This is a genomic window from Haloarcula marismortui ATCC 43049 (genome assembly GCF_000011085.1).
Classification (GTDB): Archaea; Halobacteriota; Halobacteria; order Halobacteriales; family Haloarculaceae; genus Haloarcula; species Haloarcula marismortui.
In genome coordinates this window covers 24,973-40,022 of the sequence record NC_006393.1, presented here as the reverse complement: position 1 = coordinate 40,022, position 15,050 = coordinate 24,973, and the positions used below count along the sequence as shown (strand labels likewise).

The window sequence follows — 15,050 nt, the reverse complement described above, 5'->3', positions numbered from 1 at the left end:
ACTCTTTGAGTGCTAACCGAGTCTTTTAGTTGACCGGGTTTCCGGCAACAGGTCTGCTAATTCTTGGAGTGATCGTAGTAGTCCCGGCAAAAACTGAAAGAACCAGACGACTAGCCTTCAATCACTGTACTGCTTGTCTTGATGTGTAAACTTTGCTTCACTGGCATGGATACCGACGATCGGCTCCCCACACCAGCTACGGCGTGAAGTCGATCTCTGATGCGTCGCGAGTCGCTATCGCCACATGGTCAGTTCCCTGTATAGTCCCGTAGATCAGCGTCTCGGTTGTATCGTCGTAGAGACGGACGTAGTTGTCAGCAGTTCCAGTAGCGTCTGGCGCTGCAAACTGCGTCACATCCGCAAACTCTTGAGTTACTGACTCATACCGGTCATTGTCATCGTCTGCAGTGACAGCACCTGAGGTGGCGGTCACACCAAGCGCTGCCGCTACAGCCGAGAGGTATGTTCGTCGATTCATCCGTCAGTAAACGCCGAGTCGTCGCGGACGTTCACTGAGATGCCCTCACTACTCTCCGTAACGTAGAGAAGCGTGTTTGCCTCCGCATCATGGAGTCGGAGCTGACTGTCGACACTACTTGATTCCGGCAGAAGAAGTTCAGACACGTCGTCGAACTCTTGCTGGGAAGCGTCGTACCGTTCGTCGTCATCATCGTGTGACATAGCTACACTTCTGGGTAGGGGGTTGAGAAGTTTAACTGGGCCAGTAACACCGGTGTTACATAGTGGTATGGATGTCGCCAAACACCTACAAATGCGTCCCGTTTAGCATTAGATATGGTATACTTGGCCATAATAGTTGAAACAATAAGGAAGAATAGAGCGAAGGTATCTCAGGAGGTGCGTCGATAATGGCTATTACAGGTGCCGAGGGAGTAGCACTTCTCATCGGCCGCATTCTGTTTGGGGGTGTGCTCGCGTTTACTGGTCTGAACCATTTTTTCGAAACAGAAGAAATGACTGGCTATGCAGAGTACAAGGGCCTCCCGGCACCCAAGGCTGGTGTGCTACTCTCTGGGGTCCTCCTCATTCTAGGCGGGCTCGGGATTATTGCCGGTGTGCTACCTGCGGTGAGCGCAGTGGTGATTGCTGGGTTCCTTATCGTTTCTGCGCTCATATTCCACGACTTCTGGGCAGTCTCCGAGGAAGAACAGCAGACCGAGATGACGCAGTTCCTGAAGAATATTGCACTAGCCGGCGGTGCACTCGTTATCGTTGCGATCGGGCCACAGTCTTGGGCATATAGTCTCGGTATCACTGTCCTCTAGACCTGCTTGAATCTGAAGTACCCGTTTTTGCGGTGGGTAGATGTCTCCTCCGTACCGATATCTGATTATTTTCGAGTTGATATATCAGCGGGCCCCGGAACGGTCGGTCGAGCACCCGCGGGCTTTCGAGGACTGGTCCATCTCGGTCACGGTCGTCGCGGTCGTGTTGCCGGTAGTCCTACCGATGGGCTCTGGTGAATCGCGGGACTGCGTCGGTTTCGACCGTTAGAACTAGTGGTATGAAGCGGGAAACCGCCGATGCTCTATGTCGAAGATCTCCCGCTTCACGAAGAAAGCAGTCCAGTTAGCTAAAAATGCTGTTGGTGAGCGAGGCGAAGTCGCCGCCCCCGAAGGGGGTGGCGGCTTCGCCGAGTATGCGGTGGTGTCGCTGCACTGTCTGCGGGTTTACCTGGAAAAATCCTACCGAGTAGCACTTGATTTGCTGAGTGAGATGCCACAGATACTCGGGGAGATCGGCCTCGACGCGGCCGATCTCCCCGACCACTCCACGCTAGTCAAGTGGTTTGACAGAATCAAGACTGCACTCTGGCGAGTGCTGCTGCGCCTGTCGGCGCAGGAGCACGAGCCATCTGGTCACGCCGCTATCGATGCGACATTTTTCGACCGCGAAAACGCTAGCAAACACTACTGCCGCCGGACGAATTACCGGGTTCAGACGCTCAAAGCGACAGCTCTCGTCGACACAGAAAGCCAAGCCATTCTAGACGTGCACTGTACGACTGAGAAACGCCACGACACGCAACTCGGCTGGCAGGTCGCCCGCGCAACGCGGCGACCTCGCCAGCCTCGCTGCCGACAAAGGCTACGATTGGATGGATTTACGCGAAAAACTCCGCGAAGAGGGCGTAAGACCCCTGATCAAACACCGTGAGTTCCGGCCCATCGATCACGCGCACAACGCGCGGATCGATGGGCCTCGATACCGCCAACGAGCGATGTGTGAGACCGTCTTCTCCACAATCAAGCGCACGCTCGGCGACGCCGTGCGTGCGCGAACTTGGTACGGTGAGTTTCGTGAACTCGTTCTGATGTGTGTCGTTCACAACATCAAGGAGACTCTGTAGCCGTGGAATCAAGCTATGTCTGGCGATTCACCACGGCCACCGATGGAAAACACCCCACCGTTTCCGCTGAAAGAACCCCCCTGTTTCGAGTGTTGTTGTGGGCCGTCGCGGCGGCGATGACCCAGTCCGACAACGCGCGAAATTTCCTGTGTTGTGAACCTGATAGGATTGCGGTCGTCCCCATCGAGTGTCTACTGTCTCGCCCACTGTGTCTTCCTCTTCGCTCAGGGCCCACTACCCCGTGTGCAAGATGACTCTCCCCACTGATCCTCGAGTCAGTCCTCCGCCATTGTCGCCATGATGGCCGCCCACCCAGTCGTCGCGATCTCCCTTCCACTCTGGCTCTGGCCTGGCCCACTGTCCCACCGCCGCCGACGTCCACTGTCCGACCTCAGTCTGCACTGCCGGCGGCCCACTGCTGTGTCACCAGCCTGTCGGTCCCACTGTCGCACCTGTCTAGTCATCCTGATAGTTCGCCCCTCTTGGGGGTCGCCCCCTTGGCGCTCACCTGAAGCCCTCTTTCGGTCGGCTCTGGCTTCACCTCACTTTACCCTTCATCTGTCTTTAGCTAAGAGACGAACCACGTGACAGCAGCGGCTTATCGAGGCTACTTTTCGAGAGGAATGAGGAGGAGTCCGCTGTGCACACTGACACCTCCTCGTCGAGAATCATGCGTCGGCTCACTACACTGTTTCCCTCCGAGTTCCTCGAAGAGCACGCCGAGGAACTCGGCGTGGTCGAGCGAGAGGGCAAGCTTCAGATTCCTGTCCTCATGTGGGCGCTCGTGTTCGGCTTCGCCGCAGGCGAGAGCCGAACACTCGCTGGGTTTAGACGCTGCTACAACGCTACAGCTGACGAACCGATCTCTTCTGGCGGTTTCTATCACCGGTTGACGCCTACTCTTGCAGAGTATCTCCGCGACCTCGTCGAGGCCGCGCTCGACGAGGTCGCTGTCCCTGATGCTGTTGACGCTGATATCGACCGATTCAGGGACGTGATGATCGCTGATGGAACCGTGTTGCGGTTGCACGAGTTCCTCTCTGATGAGTTTCAAGCCCGCCACGAGGAGCAGGCTGGAGCGAAGCTCCACCTGCTCCACAACGCCACCGACCAGACGATTGAACGGATCGATGTGACTGATGAGAAAACGCACGACAGCGCGCTGTTCAAGACGGGATCGTGGCTGCAAGGACGACTGGTTCTGTTTGATCGGGCGTACTTCAAATACCGCCGCTTTGCGTTGATCGACGAGAACGACGGCTACTTTGTGAGTCGGCTGAAGCAGAACGCAAATCCGGTGATAACGGCGGAATTACGGGAATGGCGCGGCCGCGCCATTCCCTTGGAGGGCAAGCAGATCCACGACGTGGTCAATGATCTCTCGCGGAAGTACATCGACGTAGAGGTGGAAGCAGAATTCAAGCGCGGCCAGTACGAGGGAACTCGGTCGCTGGACACGAAGCGGTTTCGCGTCGTCGGCGTCCGCAACGAGGACGCCGACGACTACCACCTGTACATCACGAATCTGCCGAGAGAGGAGTTTCTCCCGGCGGATCTAGCGACGCTGTATCGGTGTCGATGGGAGGTAGAAACGTTGTTCCGTGAGTTGAAAACGCAGTACGAACTGGACGAATTCGACACGAACAACCCTGATGTCGTGAAAATTCTACTATACGCTGCGTTGCTGTCACTGCTGGTGAGCCGAGAGTTGTTGGATCTGGTCACCGAGCAGGCCGACGATGAGATCGTGTTTCCGCCGGAACGCTGGGCGGCGACCTTCCGGTCGCACGCCCAGCTCATCCTCCACGAACTCGGTGAGTACCTCGGCTACTCGCCACCGCCGTTGCTGGAGCGGCTGATCGAGGATGCTCAGAAGATCCACCAACAACGACCGATCTTACAAGAGACGCTCGCTACCGCTACACAACCGAGGTGTGAGTCTTAGCTAAAGACGAATGCTTTACCCTTTTACCCCCCTTTCTCTTTGGACGATTACCCCCATCGTGTTCAGATAAGCTGATTCCATGCGAAGCTGAACGATCTGATCCAATCATCGGCTGTTTCCGCTTCGGCGTTGCTGAAACAGTTTGAGAAACAGACAGTTCGTCGTTTTATTTCTCTGAAGACACGTTCAACAGCATTCCGATTTCCATGTTTTTCGTATCTGAAATCGAAGCCATGTCGTTGACACACAGCTTGTAACGATCTGGAGCCATCGACGAGAAACACGGCGTCGTCGACGTCGTGTTTCTCAGAGAGTTCGGTGAGAAATGCATGGGCGAGAACCTTTGTTGTAGTTGGTCTAAGCTTCGTATGAAGCAATTTGTTCGTTTGTGGATCGACAGCGGCGTACAGCCAATATCTCTCACCGTTGAGTTGGATCACAGTTTCGTCAACCGCAACGTGATCCGGTGACTGTCCATCTTTGGGCTGTAAATCTGCTTTGTGAACCCAATTATAGACAGTTGATCGAGCGCGTTGGACACCGAATATTTCAAGAACCGAGACAGTATTCGAAAGTGATAGTCCAGCCAAATGCAGCTGAATACTCAGCTTCATCAGCAGTCGCGGTGTCGCTTCTCGCTCCACAAAATCTAAGTCGATTTGGTCGATACTACCGCCGAGGCCGGCGTTTTTGGGCATAGACACTTCAAAATCGCCGTGCCTCACTCTTCAATCCTTATCTGAACACTACGACTCACCCCGTAACCGCTGGTATTTCGGGTATGCCGATGGCACTCGCCAGTTTTCACGCTGAGATCTCTGAATTAGTTTCACAGTAAGAAATAAACTAAACTCTAACAGGTCTTGGCCAGCAGCTCCACTGAGATAGCGTCCTACTCAGGCACGATAGAGTGGTGACTGTGAGACTGTGACCAACTGATTGAGAAAACCCGAGCTCTATCTATGCGGATCTATGCTTGATACTGACCTGTGCCATCACTGTCATCGAGCTGGTCGTACATCGACTCGGGGAAGGGCAAGCTCTGATAAATGTTGTATGCACAGAACGATTTACCGATGCAGTGTCGCTGCATATCGGGGTTGTCACAGTTCATCGGGAGCGGGGCTTCCCCGTCGATTTCTCCGTGTCGCAATTCATAACGAGCTTGATAATCAGTAGTCTACTCGTCGTACCAGTCCCACTTATTTTCGAAGAGGTCGTGGATGTCATCAACTACTGTGTTTTCGCGCTGGGATTCTATCAACTCTCTCCCGGAAGTCCAAGCAGGGTTTACATACCAGTCACCCATCAGCTACAGGTACGTACCCGCGCCGTCGTGGGACCTGCCTCACCAGGTCCCGGCGCGAGGTCGCGGTCCGTCAGCGGGTGAGTTCGGAAACCATCGCAACCCATGCAAAACACGCACGCAGTTCAACAAAAAGGTAGAGGTATCGCTGTCGCGCTCAGGCCGTCGCGACCTGAGTCAGCTCCGGCAATTGTTGTCAGTAAGTTAGCCATTATATTTTATACACATATTCACCGAGTGTGCAAAAAACCAGAATCGCTCTGCTTTTACTGACTGTAGCTCTCGCAGGCTGCAGTGGCATTCTGCAAGAGGATTCAACGGCGCCGGCAGACGGTATCGAAGAGAGTGGAACCGAGGTGCCACCAACTCAAACTGAACAGACAGCAACACAGGCAACGGCGACACCGGACCCAGCTGATATCGATAGCGACAATGATGGGTTGTCTAATGCACGCGAACAAAAACTGTCTACAGACCCAAACAACTCAGATACCGATGAGGACGGTCTTTCTGATGGGGCGGAACTAAACACGCATGGAACGGACCCTACAATAGCCGACACTGACGGAGACGGTCTTTCTGATGGGGTGGAACTAAACACGCATGGAACGGACCCTACAATAGCCGACACTGACGGAGACGGTCTTTCCGATGGGGCGGAACTAAACACGCATGGAACGGATCCAACACTAGTTGACACGGATGGGGACGGCCTCGCTGATGATGCAGAACTCAATAAACACGGTACCAATCCGCGGGCAAACGACACAGATAGTGATGGATTGAATGATGACCGAGAGCTTGATCTTAGGACTGATGCATCAGATAGTGATACTGACGACGATGGGCTCCCAGACGGTGCGGAAGTCGATATGACCGATCGGTTCCCTGGCGCTGATCCACTGCAGAAGGATATTTTCGTTGAAGTAGATTATAAATCTAGACTATCGCGCAGTGTTATCCGGGATATGACCGACGAGTTCGAGCAAGCACCAATTGAGAATCCAGATGGCTCATCCGGCATTGACCTACACATCGACCATGACGATAATCTCCGTTGTGAAGATGCCTCAGGCTATATTAGAGACCAAATTCGATATGGCTGTAAGAGTGGCGGGAAGACGGTCACCTCCCCAGATAATGCTGGATATTATTATATCCAGATTGTAAGTACTGTCAAGAGACCTGGTAACGCTATGTCAAACGGTGGTCTTGCAGTCGACTCAGTCGCGTTTGTTGAGTTAGCTTCAGATGAAGCAACGGGGCACATATTTATGCATGAACTTGGGCATCTTTTAGATATCTATGATCCGGGTGTCGATAGCCGTGAGCGCGGCTATAGCGAGTATCCCAGTGTTATGAATTATCTCTCGCCAGACGATAGCCTCGGCTACGCTCGCTCAGACTGGAAAGACATCAATCGAAGTGTACAGCGTGTCCCTGGAACAACTGAAAGAGAAATCATTGATCAATCCAATGAACAAGAATAGATTGTTATAGTCCTCCGGACAAGAAAACGCTTCGGGCTTCAACTCTCCGAGTTCAAATAATCGCGACCGGCGTCGGTAATCCGGTAGGATGGACTGCCTGGTTGGTCTCCAGATTCAAGATATCCTTTATTCAATAGGTTGCGACATTCTTGGTGAATGTAATTTGTGCCGTAGCCAGTGCTCTTTGCGATATTGCTTGGAGTCAACCAGATTTTATTTTCATTCGCGAATCGCAAGATCGCTTTTTCTACATATTTCATTCTATCAGACTCTGAATATCCCGCAGTTCGTTAATCCGCCGACTCCAAGTGCTCGCGGCCGGCGTCGGTGAGAGTGTAATGTCTGAGATACGGCCGGCCACCACAGACGGAATTGGGGGTAAGACAACGGGAATCGGTCGCCGTGGTGTTGGGGAGTGATCATAACGACCGATCGCCCGCACGGCAGTCCGGATGCCCTGATAATAAAAACAGGTTATTCAGTTCGCTCAGGCCGTCGCCACGAGATACTGATGCTCAGCCTGCGTGGGCGTCGGCTGGAGCGTCAGCCCAGTCAGCGCGAGTTCCCGAAGCACTTCCGGCGGAACGCCATCGGTCTCGCGAAGCACGGCATCGAGCGTCCAGGCGTCGTGTTCCGAGCGGACCGGCGGCATTGTCTCGACTACGGCGGTCGGGGCAGTCTCTTGTAGCGCACGGGCGGCACGCCGAACGCGCTGGCGGTTCTCGACCGTACAGCGAACGGTCTTACTCATGCGTTCAGCCCCCGAGCGAGATCGTCGACGATGTTGCCGCCGACGTGTGGGCCGACAGCCCAGCCGCGTTCGTCCTGCGTGTACTCGCACCATCCTGCGAGTGTTTCATACGGTGTGTCTGCGAGTGGGACTTTCTCGGCGCGGTTGTCGCGAGCGACGACGGCCACAGCGAATTCATACGAGTCCCAGTAGTGGGCTGCGCCTTCGCCATCGACGCCCAGGAAGAGTGGGCGGCCCTGTGTGAGCAGTTCGCGGGCAATACGTTCCTGTGGATGTGCGTCAGTCGTGCCGACAGATTTACTAGTCGGTGTCGCAGATTTGCTCATGGGTTTTCGCACCACGGAAGCCCGGCCCGCGTGGTGGACTCACGCGGGCACTTCTACACTCCAAGTGCCCCGAGTGACCGGTCTTCCGTACCATATGTCACGGACAACAAGGTCATAAACCTATTGCTTTGCAGCATATGGTACGTGCAAAACACTTACTCGGGACGGTCAGATATAATAGAGTATGAGCGAACGAGTTCACAACGACGACGGAACGTTTGGCTCGAAATTGACCGAGCAGGATGTGCTGAAAGCGTTCGACTACAAAACCGGCCCGGAAGAGCCAATGTTGACCACGAAAGAGATTACCGACGCACTCGCCGAGCACTTCGATATCGAGGTCAGCAGCGAGACAGTTCGCCGTTGGCTCGGCGAAATGGAGTCGGACGGCAAGGTCGCAAGCAAGAAATTCGGTGCGTCTGCTGTGGGTTGGACCGCACTCGTCGGGCCGCGGCTCGCCGACGACGTGGCTGCCGAGGCCGACCGCCGGCTCGAAGAAGAGGAATTCGTCAGTCTCGACGAGGCCTGAGGTCAGATGGCAGATGTGTTGTTGGCCGAATCGGCCACCGACGAGTTAGCGTCGTTCCAACCAGATATCGAACAACGTATCCGGGACAAACTGAAGCAGGCCGGCGAGAACCCAGATCACTACCTCGAACGGCTACAAGGGCGAGAAACCTTCAAATTGAAAATCGGCCGCGAATACCGGGCCGAAATCGACTGGGACAAAAACGAACCCGTCCTTCGTGTTCTCCGGATCGGCCACCGCGACGGCTTCTACGATTCTTAGCTGTCGTCCGTCTCCAAGTACTCGCGACCGGCATCGGTGATCCACCAAGCGAGGCCCCGACCAACAGTTTTGGAGTGTACGTATCCCTGTTTTTCAAGCTCGGTAAGCCGCTTATTCGCTCCCGAATTGGTAGAAAATCCTGCCAAATCGGCCACCTCTGCTGTAGTGAGGAATGGGTCGTCAGAGTTGATAAAGAATTGAAGGATTTCGGAGTCAGATACAGTCGGCTTTCGGCCAGCCATCTTACGTACGAATCTGCCTATGCTCGTATATATCATTTGTTCGATGTTTCTACGCATATAGAGATTAGTATTCAGAAGTTAATTAGTAGTAGCATAAGTACTAATACCAGCGGCTATAATGATAGTCATAACGACTGCTCAAGGGTCAGTAAGGTCCGTCTACGAAAGCGGGCCGGTGCAGGCACACCGACCCAATGCGGTCGTTCCAGCGCCATGAAGCAACCCAACGACCGCGCCTCGGTATTTGCCGAGGCCCCGGAAAACTGTATCGACCCAGAAAGCAGCACCGTCGCTGCGGGGGTGGCCGGATGCTGAAACGCCTACTCTCTAACGACGACGAGCCGGAGCCACCGGCAGTGAGCGTCCCGTTCGACGCCCTGCTGGATATCGCCCAGTCTGAACGCCGACGCCAGTGCCTCCGGACGGTGAACGAACACGGCCGACTGGAACTCACCGATCTGGCGGAGATCGTCGCCGCTGCGGAAGTCGGCACTGACCGCGACCAGCTCCAGTCCCAACAGCGCAAGCGTGTGTACGTGTCTCTGTATCAGACGCACATTGCGAAACTGGACAACACCGGACTGGTCCGCTGGTCCCAAACCAACGGCACGGTCTGTGCGACCGCCGAGACGGGGCCGGCCGTTGGCGCCCTGAACGACCTCGCCGACCGGACGACGGGAGGTGACTGCTGATGGACCAAGACGAGTTTTACATCATGCCGAAATCCCAGTGGAACGACGCCAAAGTCCATCACCCAGCACCGGAATCCACCCGTGATGACCCGGAGCCGCTGTGCAACCATACCACGAGTGGTTCCGAAGCGTTCCGGGTCGCCGACGAAAGCGACCGCGAACGCTACGGGCTCTGTCGTGTCTGTGCGGCGAAGATGAACGACGAACCTGACCCGCGAGGAAACCACGGCCAGTCCGGTCGGTCACCGGCCGATGTGCTTCAAGAACACGGCTTTACGAACTCCGAAGACTCCACGGGAGGGTCTGCATGACTGGCCACGGCAACTACTACGACGTCGACGGCCGGTCGCTCGACGAGCGCTGGCCCAACGCCGACGCAGTCGCGGCTGTTGGCGGCCCGGTCCGCGAACCCCTGACCGATGGCGGGTGCATCACCGAAGACGATATCGACCAGCGCCTGGCTCGCCTCGAACGCATCGTCTTCGATGACCAGGAGGGCGACGATGCAGAGTGAGTCCGATACCGCTGTCGACCGCGTCGTCGAGGTCGCCGATCTCGTCGCCGACGAAGAAGACGCCGACGCCGAGGCGGTGCTGCTCGATGCGCTCGGGAAAGTTCGCAAGCGGGGGTAGGCCGATGAGTAAAGCCAGCCAGGGCGCGCCGGCCAAACGTCAGGCGCGCGCTGACGACACCGCCGACGTCGGCACGCCCGTGAAGGTCGACCGGCTGGAGAGTGGCTCGTTGCTTGGGATCGTTCGCGAGCGCTACACCTACGAGGAGTACGACGCCCCGCCGCGGGTGCTTGTCGAGTCGTCCGAGAAGATGGTCAACGTCGCTACTGACCGTGTCAGTATCGCTCGCGGGTCAAACGCCGATGTCGTTCGCAGTCTTGTCGAGGAGGATACCAATGTCTGACGCTGCTGGCGGTTCTAACTCATCGCACGTGCAAGTCGCAGGACAGAGAAGACACTACGAGACCACAACGCACCTGAGAAGGGGCCACCGTTCCCAGCTCGAGCCGACTACCTACAATGCGATTGCTACCAATCGCGCCGTGCTGAGTGAAACGTCCGAGGGCATCGCCCACGGTACAGTCAGCGGTCCACGAACGGGAGGTGCCCAATGAGCATCGACAACTCTCCACCAACTGCCGACGAACTGCCCGAGAATCCGAACGGCCTCCGGGATGTTGTTGCCGACCTCATCGAAGAGGTCTCACACCTACGAACGGAGAACGAACAGCTTCGCGAGCGCGTTGACGAACTCGAAACGGAGGTTGCCGAGCAAGAGTCCATCGAGTATCGCGGTGATGCAAAGGAGATAGAGAACCTGATTGTCGGCGGCGTGCCGGTCGGCAACAGCATCGCCTCGAACAAGACAGGCCGGAAGACTCTCAACCGCTTGGTGTTCGGGAATCCAGAGCCCGACGTGGAAAAAAGCGACATTGAGCCGTTCGTCGAGGAGCACGGGACGGTGAAAGAGTCGGTCACGAACACCCAGCCGGCTGCTGAGAATCAGGGCACCTCGGAGAAGAGCCGGGAGAATATGCTCCCGCTGCACCGGATGATGGTTGATCTGAACTCCGGCGTCGACGCATCGCTCAGCAAGTCACAGAAACGTGCCGCGGCGCTGTACGAGCGGTTCGTGAATAAGGCCAGCGGCGAGACGAACCAGAACGTCACGCCAGACGGCCAGAAGTTCACGATGAACACTGAACAGGCTGTGGAGGTGCTTGAAGACGAAGGCCTGCTGGATGGCGTCAAGCCACAGTCCTATTCCAAGACAGCCGGGCGTGTCATGCGCGATGTCCAGCGGTTCACGATCGTCGATGGTGACGCCCACAGGGACTGCGTTGACATCGATACGTGCTCCGACCATGGACTGATCAACTTCCGCTCCGGGAAACCACATACTCTGACCGTTCCAAAGCGGAAGATGAAAGCTAGCGTCCACAACGCAGACACTGCTGACGCCGATGTCAGAACCGGCAGTGAACACGAGAACAAACAGAATACAGCCGAAGAGCCGTCAAACACGACGGACTTCGATCAGCTGAACCAGGCAACAGCGGTGAACGCGGATGACTGAGACGCGTTCTGACAGTGTTGTCAGCACACTCGCGAGTAGCGTGTCAGATGGAGGTGGTCGACAAGAGCGGTAACGAATTCCCCACTAGACCCCTGCGATAAAATCCACACGAATGTGGTGCGTAAACTACGCTTGTTCTCGTTTCGTTAGAGTGACGTGAAACGACTTCCCTTTTCCTTCCCTCTATGAGGTGTAGGAAAAGAAGTCTGAGAGCGAACGATTCTATCTGACATCCTCCCTCTGTTCCTTCTGACAACACTGTCAGATAGTCCGTCAAGACAGTGGCGCCTGAAATTCCACAGTCGCGGCCATAACTAACCAACACTTTCCCCAACTGACGCTAGAGGTTGGTTAGCTTGAGAGCATCAACTTCGAGATGGGACAGCGAAACCCCGGGGGGAGAGACACACCACTCTTTCATGTGAAGCCGGGAAAGGGTGGAGGCCCTGTGGAACCCCAGCAATTAGTCACTGACCACAAAGCAGCTAAAAACAAGAGTTTCAATACCGCTACTACCAGAATCGGGATTCTGGCCAATTAGACTAGTGTCAGCGCTTTAGATGAAACAGTGGACTGTTGTTCTAGTAACTACTCTAGTCTAGTTCTTCACTCGAAACAGTGGTGTGTGTGAGTGGCTTCACTTGAAACAGATGCAGAGGTGGTTTTATATATCCCTCTTGTGAAAGATTCCCTATGCGTCGGTTCGAGCGGAAGCAAAACATCTTCCGGAACAAAGACGCCCTGGGGGAGTCCTACCAACCGGAACGGATTGAGGAGCGGGATGAAGAAATTGAGGAGTATATGAACGCTCTCCAGCCGGTGATCGATGGGTGGGAACCAAACAACATCTTTCTCTACGGAAATACGGGTGTCGGGAAAACAGCCGTCACCGACTACCTTCTTGACCGGCTTCAGGACGACGTCGCTGCGTACGATGACATCGATCTCTCCATTATTTCGCTCAATTGCAAGACGCTCAACTCCTCGTATCAGGTCGCTGTGGAGCTCGTCAATGAACTCCGCCCATCCGGCGGCGAAATCAGTACGACCGGGTATCCACAGCAAACCGTATTTAAAAAGCTCTATCAGGAGCTTGAGGCCATCGGTGGGACCATTCTCATCGTGCTTGATGAAGTTGATTCAATCGGCGACCGAGATGAGCTGCTCTATGAGCTTCCTCGAGCCAGAGCCAATGGGAATCTCGACTCGGCAAAGGTCGGCGTTATTGGCATCAGCAACGATTTCAAATTTCGTGACCAGCTCGACCCTCGTGTCCAGGACACACTCTGTGAGCGGGAACTCCAGTTCCCGCCATACGATGCCACAGAACTGAAAAACATTCTCGAATCACGTGTCGAAGTGGCTGTCACGGATGGGTCAACCGATACCGGTGTGTTGCAGTTGTGTGCTGCTCTCGCCGCCAGAGACAGTGGCAGTGCCCGGCAGGCGCTTGATCTCCTTCGGTTGGGTGGTGAAATCGCGGAAAACCGGGAAGCTGAGATGATCAAAGAAGGGCACATCGAGGATGCTCGCTCACAACTCGAACAAGAGCGGGTCGAAGAAGGAATGCGCGAGTTGACGACGCATGGCCGCCTTGCACTATTGGCAGTGATTTCGAAAGCAGCTAAAGAGGAAACGCCGTGTCGGACCCGTGACCTCTACGAGGAGTATCGGTCACTCTGTGAGTCCTCTGAAACTGATGCGCTCGGTCAGCGGTCGCTCCATAACCACCTCTCAGACCTTCGGATGTTAGGCATCCTCTCGGCCCACGAAAATCGGAGCGGTTCTCGGGGGAACTACTACAACTACGAGCTTGATGTTCCGTTTACGAGCGCCATTGAGGCGATGTCTGATGTCCTTCATCTCACAACGGAGATCGATACCATCCGTGACATTGCCGCTATGAACAACGTTGGATGACGGGGGACTCCACCTTTTCATGTGAAGGTTTGTAGCGGGCGGGGCAACCCGCTTCACTTGAAAGAGTGGTATGTCTGACGGACGCTGCTTCACTTGCAAGCGTGGTGTGGTTACCAGTGAGCCCTTCACTTGAAAGAGTGGTGTGGTTACCAGTGAGCCCTTCACTTGAAAGAGTGGTGTGTCCGGCGGTAGGCGTTTCACATGTCATGGTGGTGTGTCCGCTCCAGAATTGGCTCTTGGCACAATCAAGGAACTCGTCGTCTTCACCGCCGCGCAATGTCGACGTCCTCAAAGGACGTGACGCTCCCCGAGCGAGAACTTCGGGAGGCAGTGTTCGACGACGAGATATCGAGACCAGTGATGCATCAGATAATGCAAGAAGCCGCTGAGCACTTCGGGATCGGGACTGGCAAACCAGACAGACAGCAGGTGCTGCGCCTGAATCTGACCGAACTCGAAATCGACCACCCCGATATGGGTCAAACGATTCGACACTTCGCGAACGCCGATGGCGACTCGAAGCTTGCTGACAGCGGTGAGACGACGCTGGGCTCCTACGGTGGCGGCCAGCAGCCGTCGGCACTGACTGATGGAGGGACTGTCGCGGACTGACTACCCACACTGAACCGCTTGCCAGTACGACCGCGGGCATGCCACCGGCCTGCCTGTTAGCTCCAGCTATGCCGTTCGACGTGCATTGGGGGCCAGCGTCCACAACGCTGACACTGTTGACACTAGTGTCAGAAACAACAGTAAGAGCGAGAATGAGCAGAAGACAACTGGTCAAGCACTACGGAGTTCGATCAGCTGACTCAGCAACGGTAGTGGCCCCTGATGGCTGAAATGGATTCTGCCAGTGTTGTCAGCGCGCTCGCGAGTAGCGTGTCAGATAGAGGCGATCCATAAGAGCGGTTACCGATTCCCCACTTTCCCTGCGATAAAATCCACACGAACGTGGTTCGTAACTTCCGCTTGTTCTCGTTTCGTTAGAGTAACGTGAAACAACTTCTCTTTTTTTCCTTCCATGAGGTGTAGAAGCAGATATCTGGGTACGAACGATTCTATCTGACATCCTCTTCCGTCGGCTTCTGACAACACCGTCAGATAGCTCGTCAGGATACGTTGCGTT

19 protein-coding genes and 1 pseudogene are annotated in these 15,050 nt (G+C 55.3%); 14 read left to right on the top strand and 6 right to left on the bottom strand.

Annotated elements, in window-relative coordinates; all coding sequences use genetic code 11:
• Window positions 1-196: 196 nt before the first annotated feature.
• The gene (locus tag RR_RS01020; RefSeq protein WP_011222310.1) at window positions 197-478 is read right to left on the bottom strand and encodes a hypothetical protein; all 282 of its coding nucleotides are present in this window, start codon (window positions 476-478) and stop codon (window positions 197-199) included.
• Window positions 475-681: a hypothetical protein gene (locus RR_RS01015; RefSeq protein ID WP_011222309.1), complete on the bottom strand. Its 207-nt coding sequence runs from the start codon at window positions 679-681 to the stop codon at window positions 475-477. Before RR_RS01015 ends, RR_RS01020 begins: the two co-directional genes overlap by 4 nt.
• Window positions 682-869: 188 nt before the next feature.
• On the opposite strand from RR_RS01015, the gene RR_RS01010 reads away from it, so the two are divergent.
• The 3 genes and pseudogenes from RR_RS01010 (at window position 870) to RR_RS00990 (ending at window position 4,316) form a co-directional block, all read left to right on the top strand.
• The gene (locus tag RR_RS01010; RefSeq protein WP_007189963.1) at window positions 870-1,286 is read left to right on the top strand and encodes a DoxX family protein; all 417 of its coding nucleotides are present in this window, start codon (window positions 870-872) and stop codon (window positions 1,284-1,286) included.
• A 265-nt stretch (window positions 1,287-1,551) separates the two neighbouring features.
• Window positions 1,552-2,371, top strand: a pseudogene (locus tag RR_RS01000) (IS5-like element ISH19 family transposase).
• Between the two features lie 670 nt (window positions 2,372-3,041).
• Complete coding sequence (locus RR_RS00990; RefSeq protein ID WP_011222306.1) at window positions 3,042-4,316, top strand: IS4-like element ISHma1 family transposase; 1,275 nt, start codon at window positions 3,042-3,044, stop codon at window positions 4,314-4,316.
• Between the two features lie 62 nt (window positions 4,317-4,378).
• Here RR_RS00990 and RR_RS00985 read toward each other — a convergent pair whose 3' ends face one another.
• Both RR_RS00985 and RR_RS22735 read right to left on the bottom strand, forming a co-directional pair.
• The gene (locus RR_RS00985) at window positions 4,379-5,014 is read right to left on the bottom strand and encodes an IS6-like element ISH15 family transposase (RefSeq protein ID WP_011222305.1); all 636 of its coding nucleotides are present in this window, start codon (window positions 5,012-5,014) and stop codon (window positions 4,379-4,381) included.
• A gap of 272 nt (window positions 5,015-5,286) precedes the next feature.
• A complete protein-coding gene (locus RR_RS22735; protein ID WP_232508508.1) occupies window positions 5,287-5,469 on the bottom strand; it encodes a primase-associated protein in 183 nt (60 codons plus the stop codon).
• A gap of 392 nt (window positions 5,470-5,861) precedes the next feature.
• Between RR_RS22735 and RR_RS21785 the strand changes: the two genes are divergently transcribed.
• Window positions 5,862-7,112, top strand: coding sequence for a hypothetical protein (locus tag RR_RS21785; protein WP_049938451.1), 1,251 nt, complete (start codon window positions 5,862-5,864; stop codon window positions 7,110-7,112).
• Between the two features lie 487 nt (window positions 7,113-7,599).
• Here RR_RS21785 and RR_RS00975 read toward each other — a convergent pair whose 3' ends face one another.
• On the bottom strand, window positions 7,600-7,863 hold the full coding sequence (locus RR_RS00975; RefSeq protein ID WP_007189965.1) for a hypothetical protein: 264 nt from the start codon (window positions 7,861-7,863) through the stop codon (window positions 7,600-7,602).
• The gene (locus RR_RS00970) at window positions 7,860-8,189 is read right to left on the bottom strand and encodes a hypothetical protein (RefSeq protein WP_007189966.1); all 330 of its coding nucleotides are present in this window, start codon (window positions 8,187-8,189) and stop codon (window positions 7,860-7,862) included. The genes RR_RS00975 and RR_RS00970 overlap by 4 nt, the downstream gene beginning before the upstream one ends.
• 184 nt (window positions 8,190-8,373) lie before the next feature.
• Here RR_RS00970 and RR_RS00965 point away from each other — a divergent pair, with 184 nt between their 5' ends.
• From RR_RS00965 to RR_RS00920, 10 genes are all read left to right on the top strand, one after another.
• Window positions 8,374-8,718 carry a hypothetical protein gene (locus tag RR_RS00965; RefSeq protein WP_011222301.1) on the top strand — a complete coding sequence of 115 codons (345 nt, stop codon included), beginning with the start codon at window positions 8,374-8,376 and terminating at the stop codon, window positions 8,716-8,718.
• 6 nt (window positions 8,719-8,724) lie between these two features.
• The gene (locus RR_RS00960) at window positions 8,725-8,979 is read left to right on the top strand and encodes a type II toxin-antitoxin system RelE family toxin (protein WP_011222300.1); all 255 of its coding nucleotides are present in this window, start codon (window positions 8,725-8,727) and stop codon (window positions 8,977-8,979) included.
• Between the two features lie 550 nt (window positions 8,980-9,529).
• Window positions 9,530-9,913 (top strand): DUF7344 domain-containing protein, encoded by a 384-nt coding sequence (locus RR_RS00950; RefSeq protein WP_049938449.1) that lies wholly within the window; start codon window positions 9,530-9,532, stop codon window positions 9,911-9,913.
• Window positions 9,913-10,224, top strand: a complete 312-nt coding sequence (locus RR_RS00945; RefSeq protein ID WP_007189971.1) for a hypothetical protein — start codon at window positions 9,913-9,915, stop codon at window positions 10,222-10,224. The genes RR_RS00950 and RR_RS00945 overlap by 1 nt, the downstream gene beginning before the upstream one ends.
• Complete coding sequence (locus RR_RS00940; protein WP_011222298.1) at window positions 10,221-10,427, top strand: hypothetical protein; 207 nt, start codon at window positions 10,221-10,223, stop codon at window positions 10,425-10,427. The genes RR_RS00945 and RR_RS00940 overlap by 4 nt, the downstream gene beginning before the upstream one ends.
• The gene (locus RR_RS22905; protein WP_269764276.1) at window positions 10,417-10,545 is read left to right on the top strand and encodes a hypothetical protein; all 129 of its coding nucleotides are present in this window, start codon (window positions 10,417-10,419) and stop codon (window positions 10,543-10,545) included. The genes RR_RS00940 and RR_RS22905 overlap by 11 nt, the downstream gene beginning before the upstream one ends.
• 4 nt (window positions 10,546-10,549) lie before the next feature.
• Window positions 10,550-10,828, top strand: coding sequence for a hypothetical protein (locus RR_RS00935; RefSeq protein WP_049938448.1), 279 nt, complete (start codon window positions 10,550-10,552; stop codon window positions 10,826-10,828).
• Window positions 10,829-11,035: 207 nt separating this feature from the next.
• Window positions 11,036-12,001 (top strand): hypothetical protein, encoded by a 966-nt coding sequence (locus RR_RS00930; RefSeq protein WP_011222296.1) that lies wholly within the window; start codon window positions 11,036-11,038, stop codon window positions 11,999-12,001.
• Window positions 12,002-12,694: 693 nt separating this feature from the next.
• The gene (locus RR_RS00925) at window positions 12,695-13,921 is read left to right on the top strand and encodes an orc1/cdc6 family replication initiation protein (protein WP_011222295.1); all 1,227 of its coding nucleotides are present in this window, start codon (window positions 12,695-12,697) and stop codon (window positions 13,919-13,921) included.
• A gap of 276 nt (window positions 13,922-14,197) precedes the next feature.
• Window positions 14,198-14,533, top strand: coding sequence for a hypothetical protein (locus tag RR_RS00920; RefSeq protein WP_232508507.1), 336 nt, complete (start codon window positions 14,198-14,200; stop codon window positions 14,531-14,533).
• Window positions 14,534-15,050 lie beyond the last annotated feature (517 nt).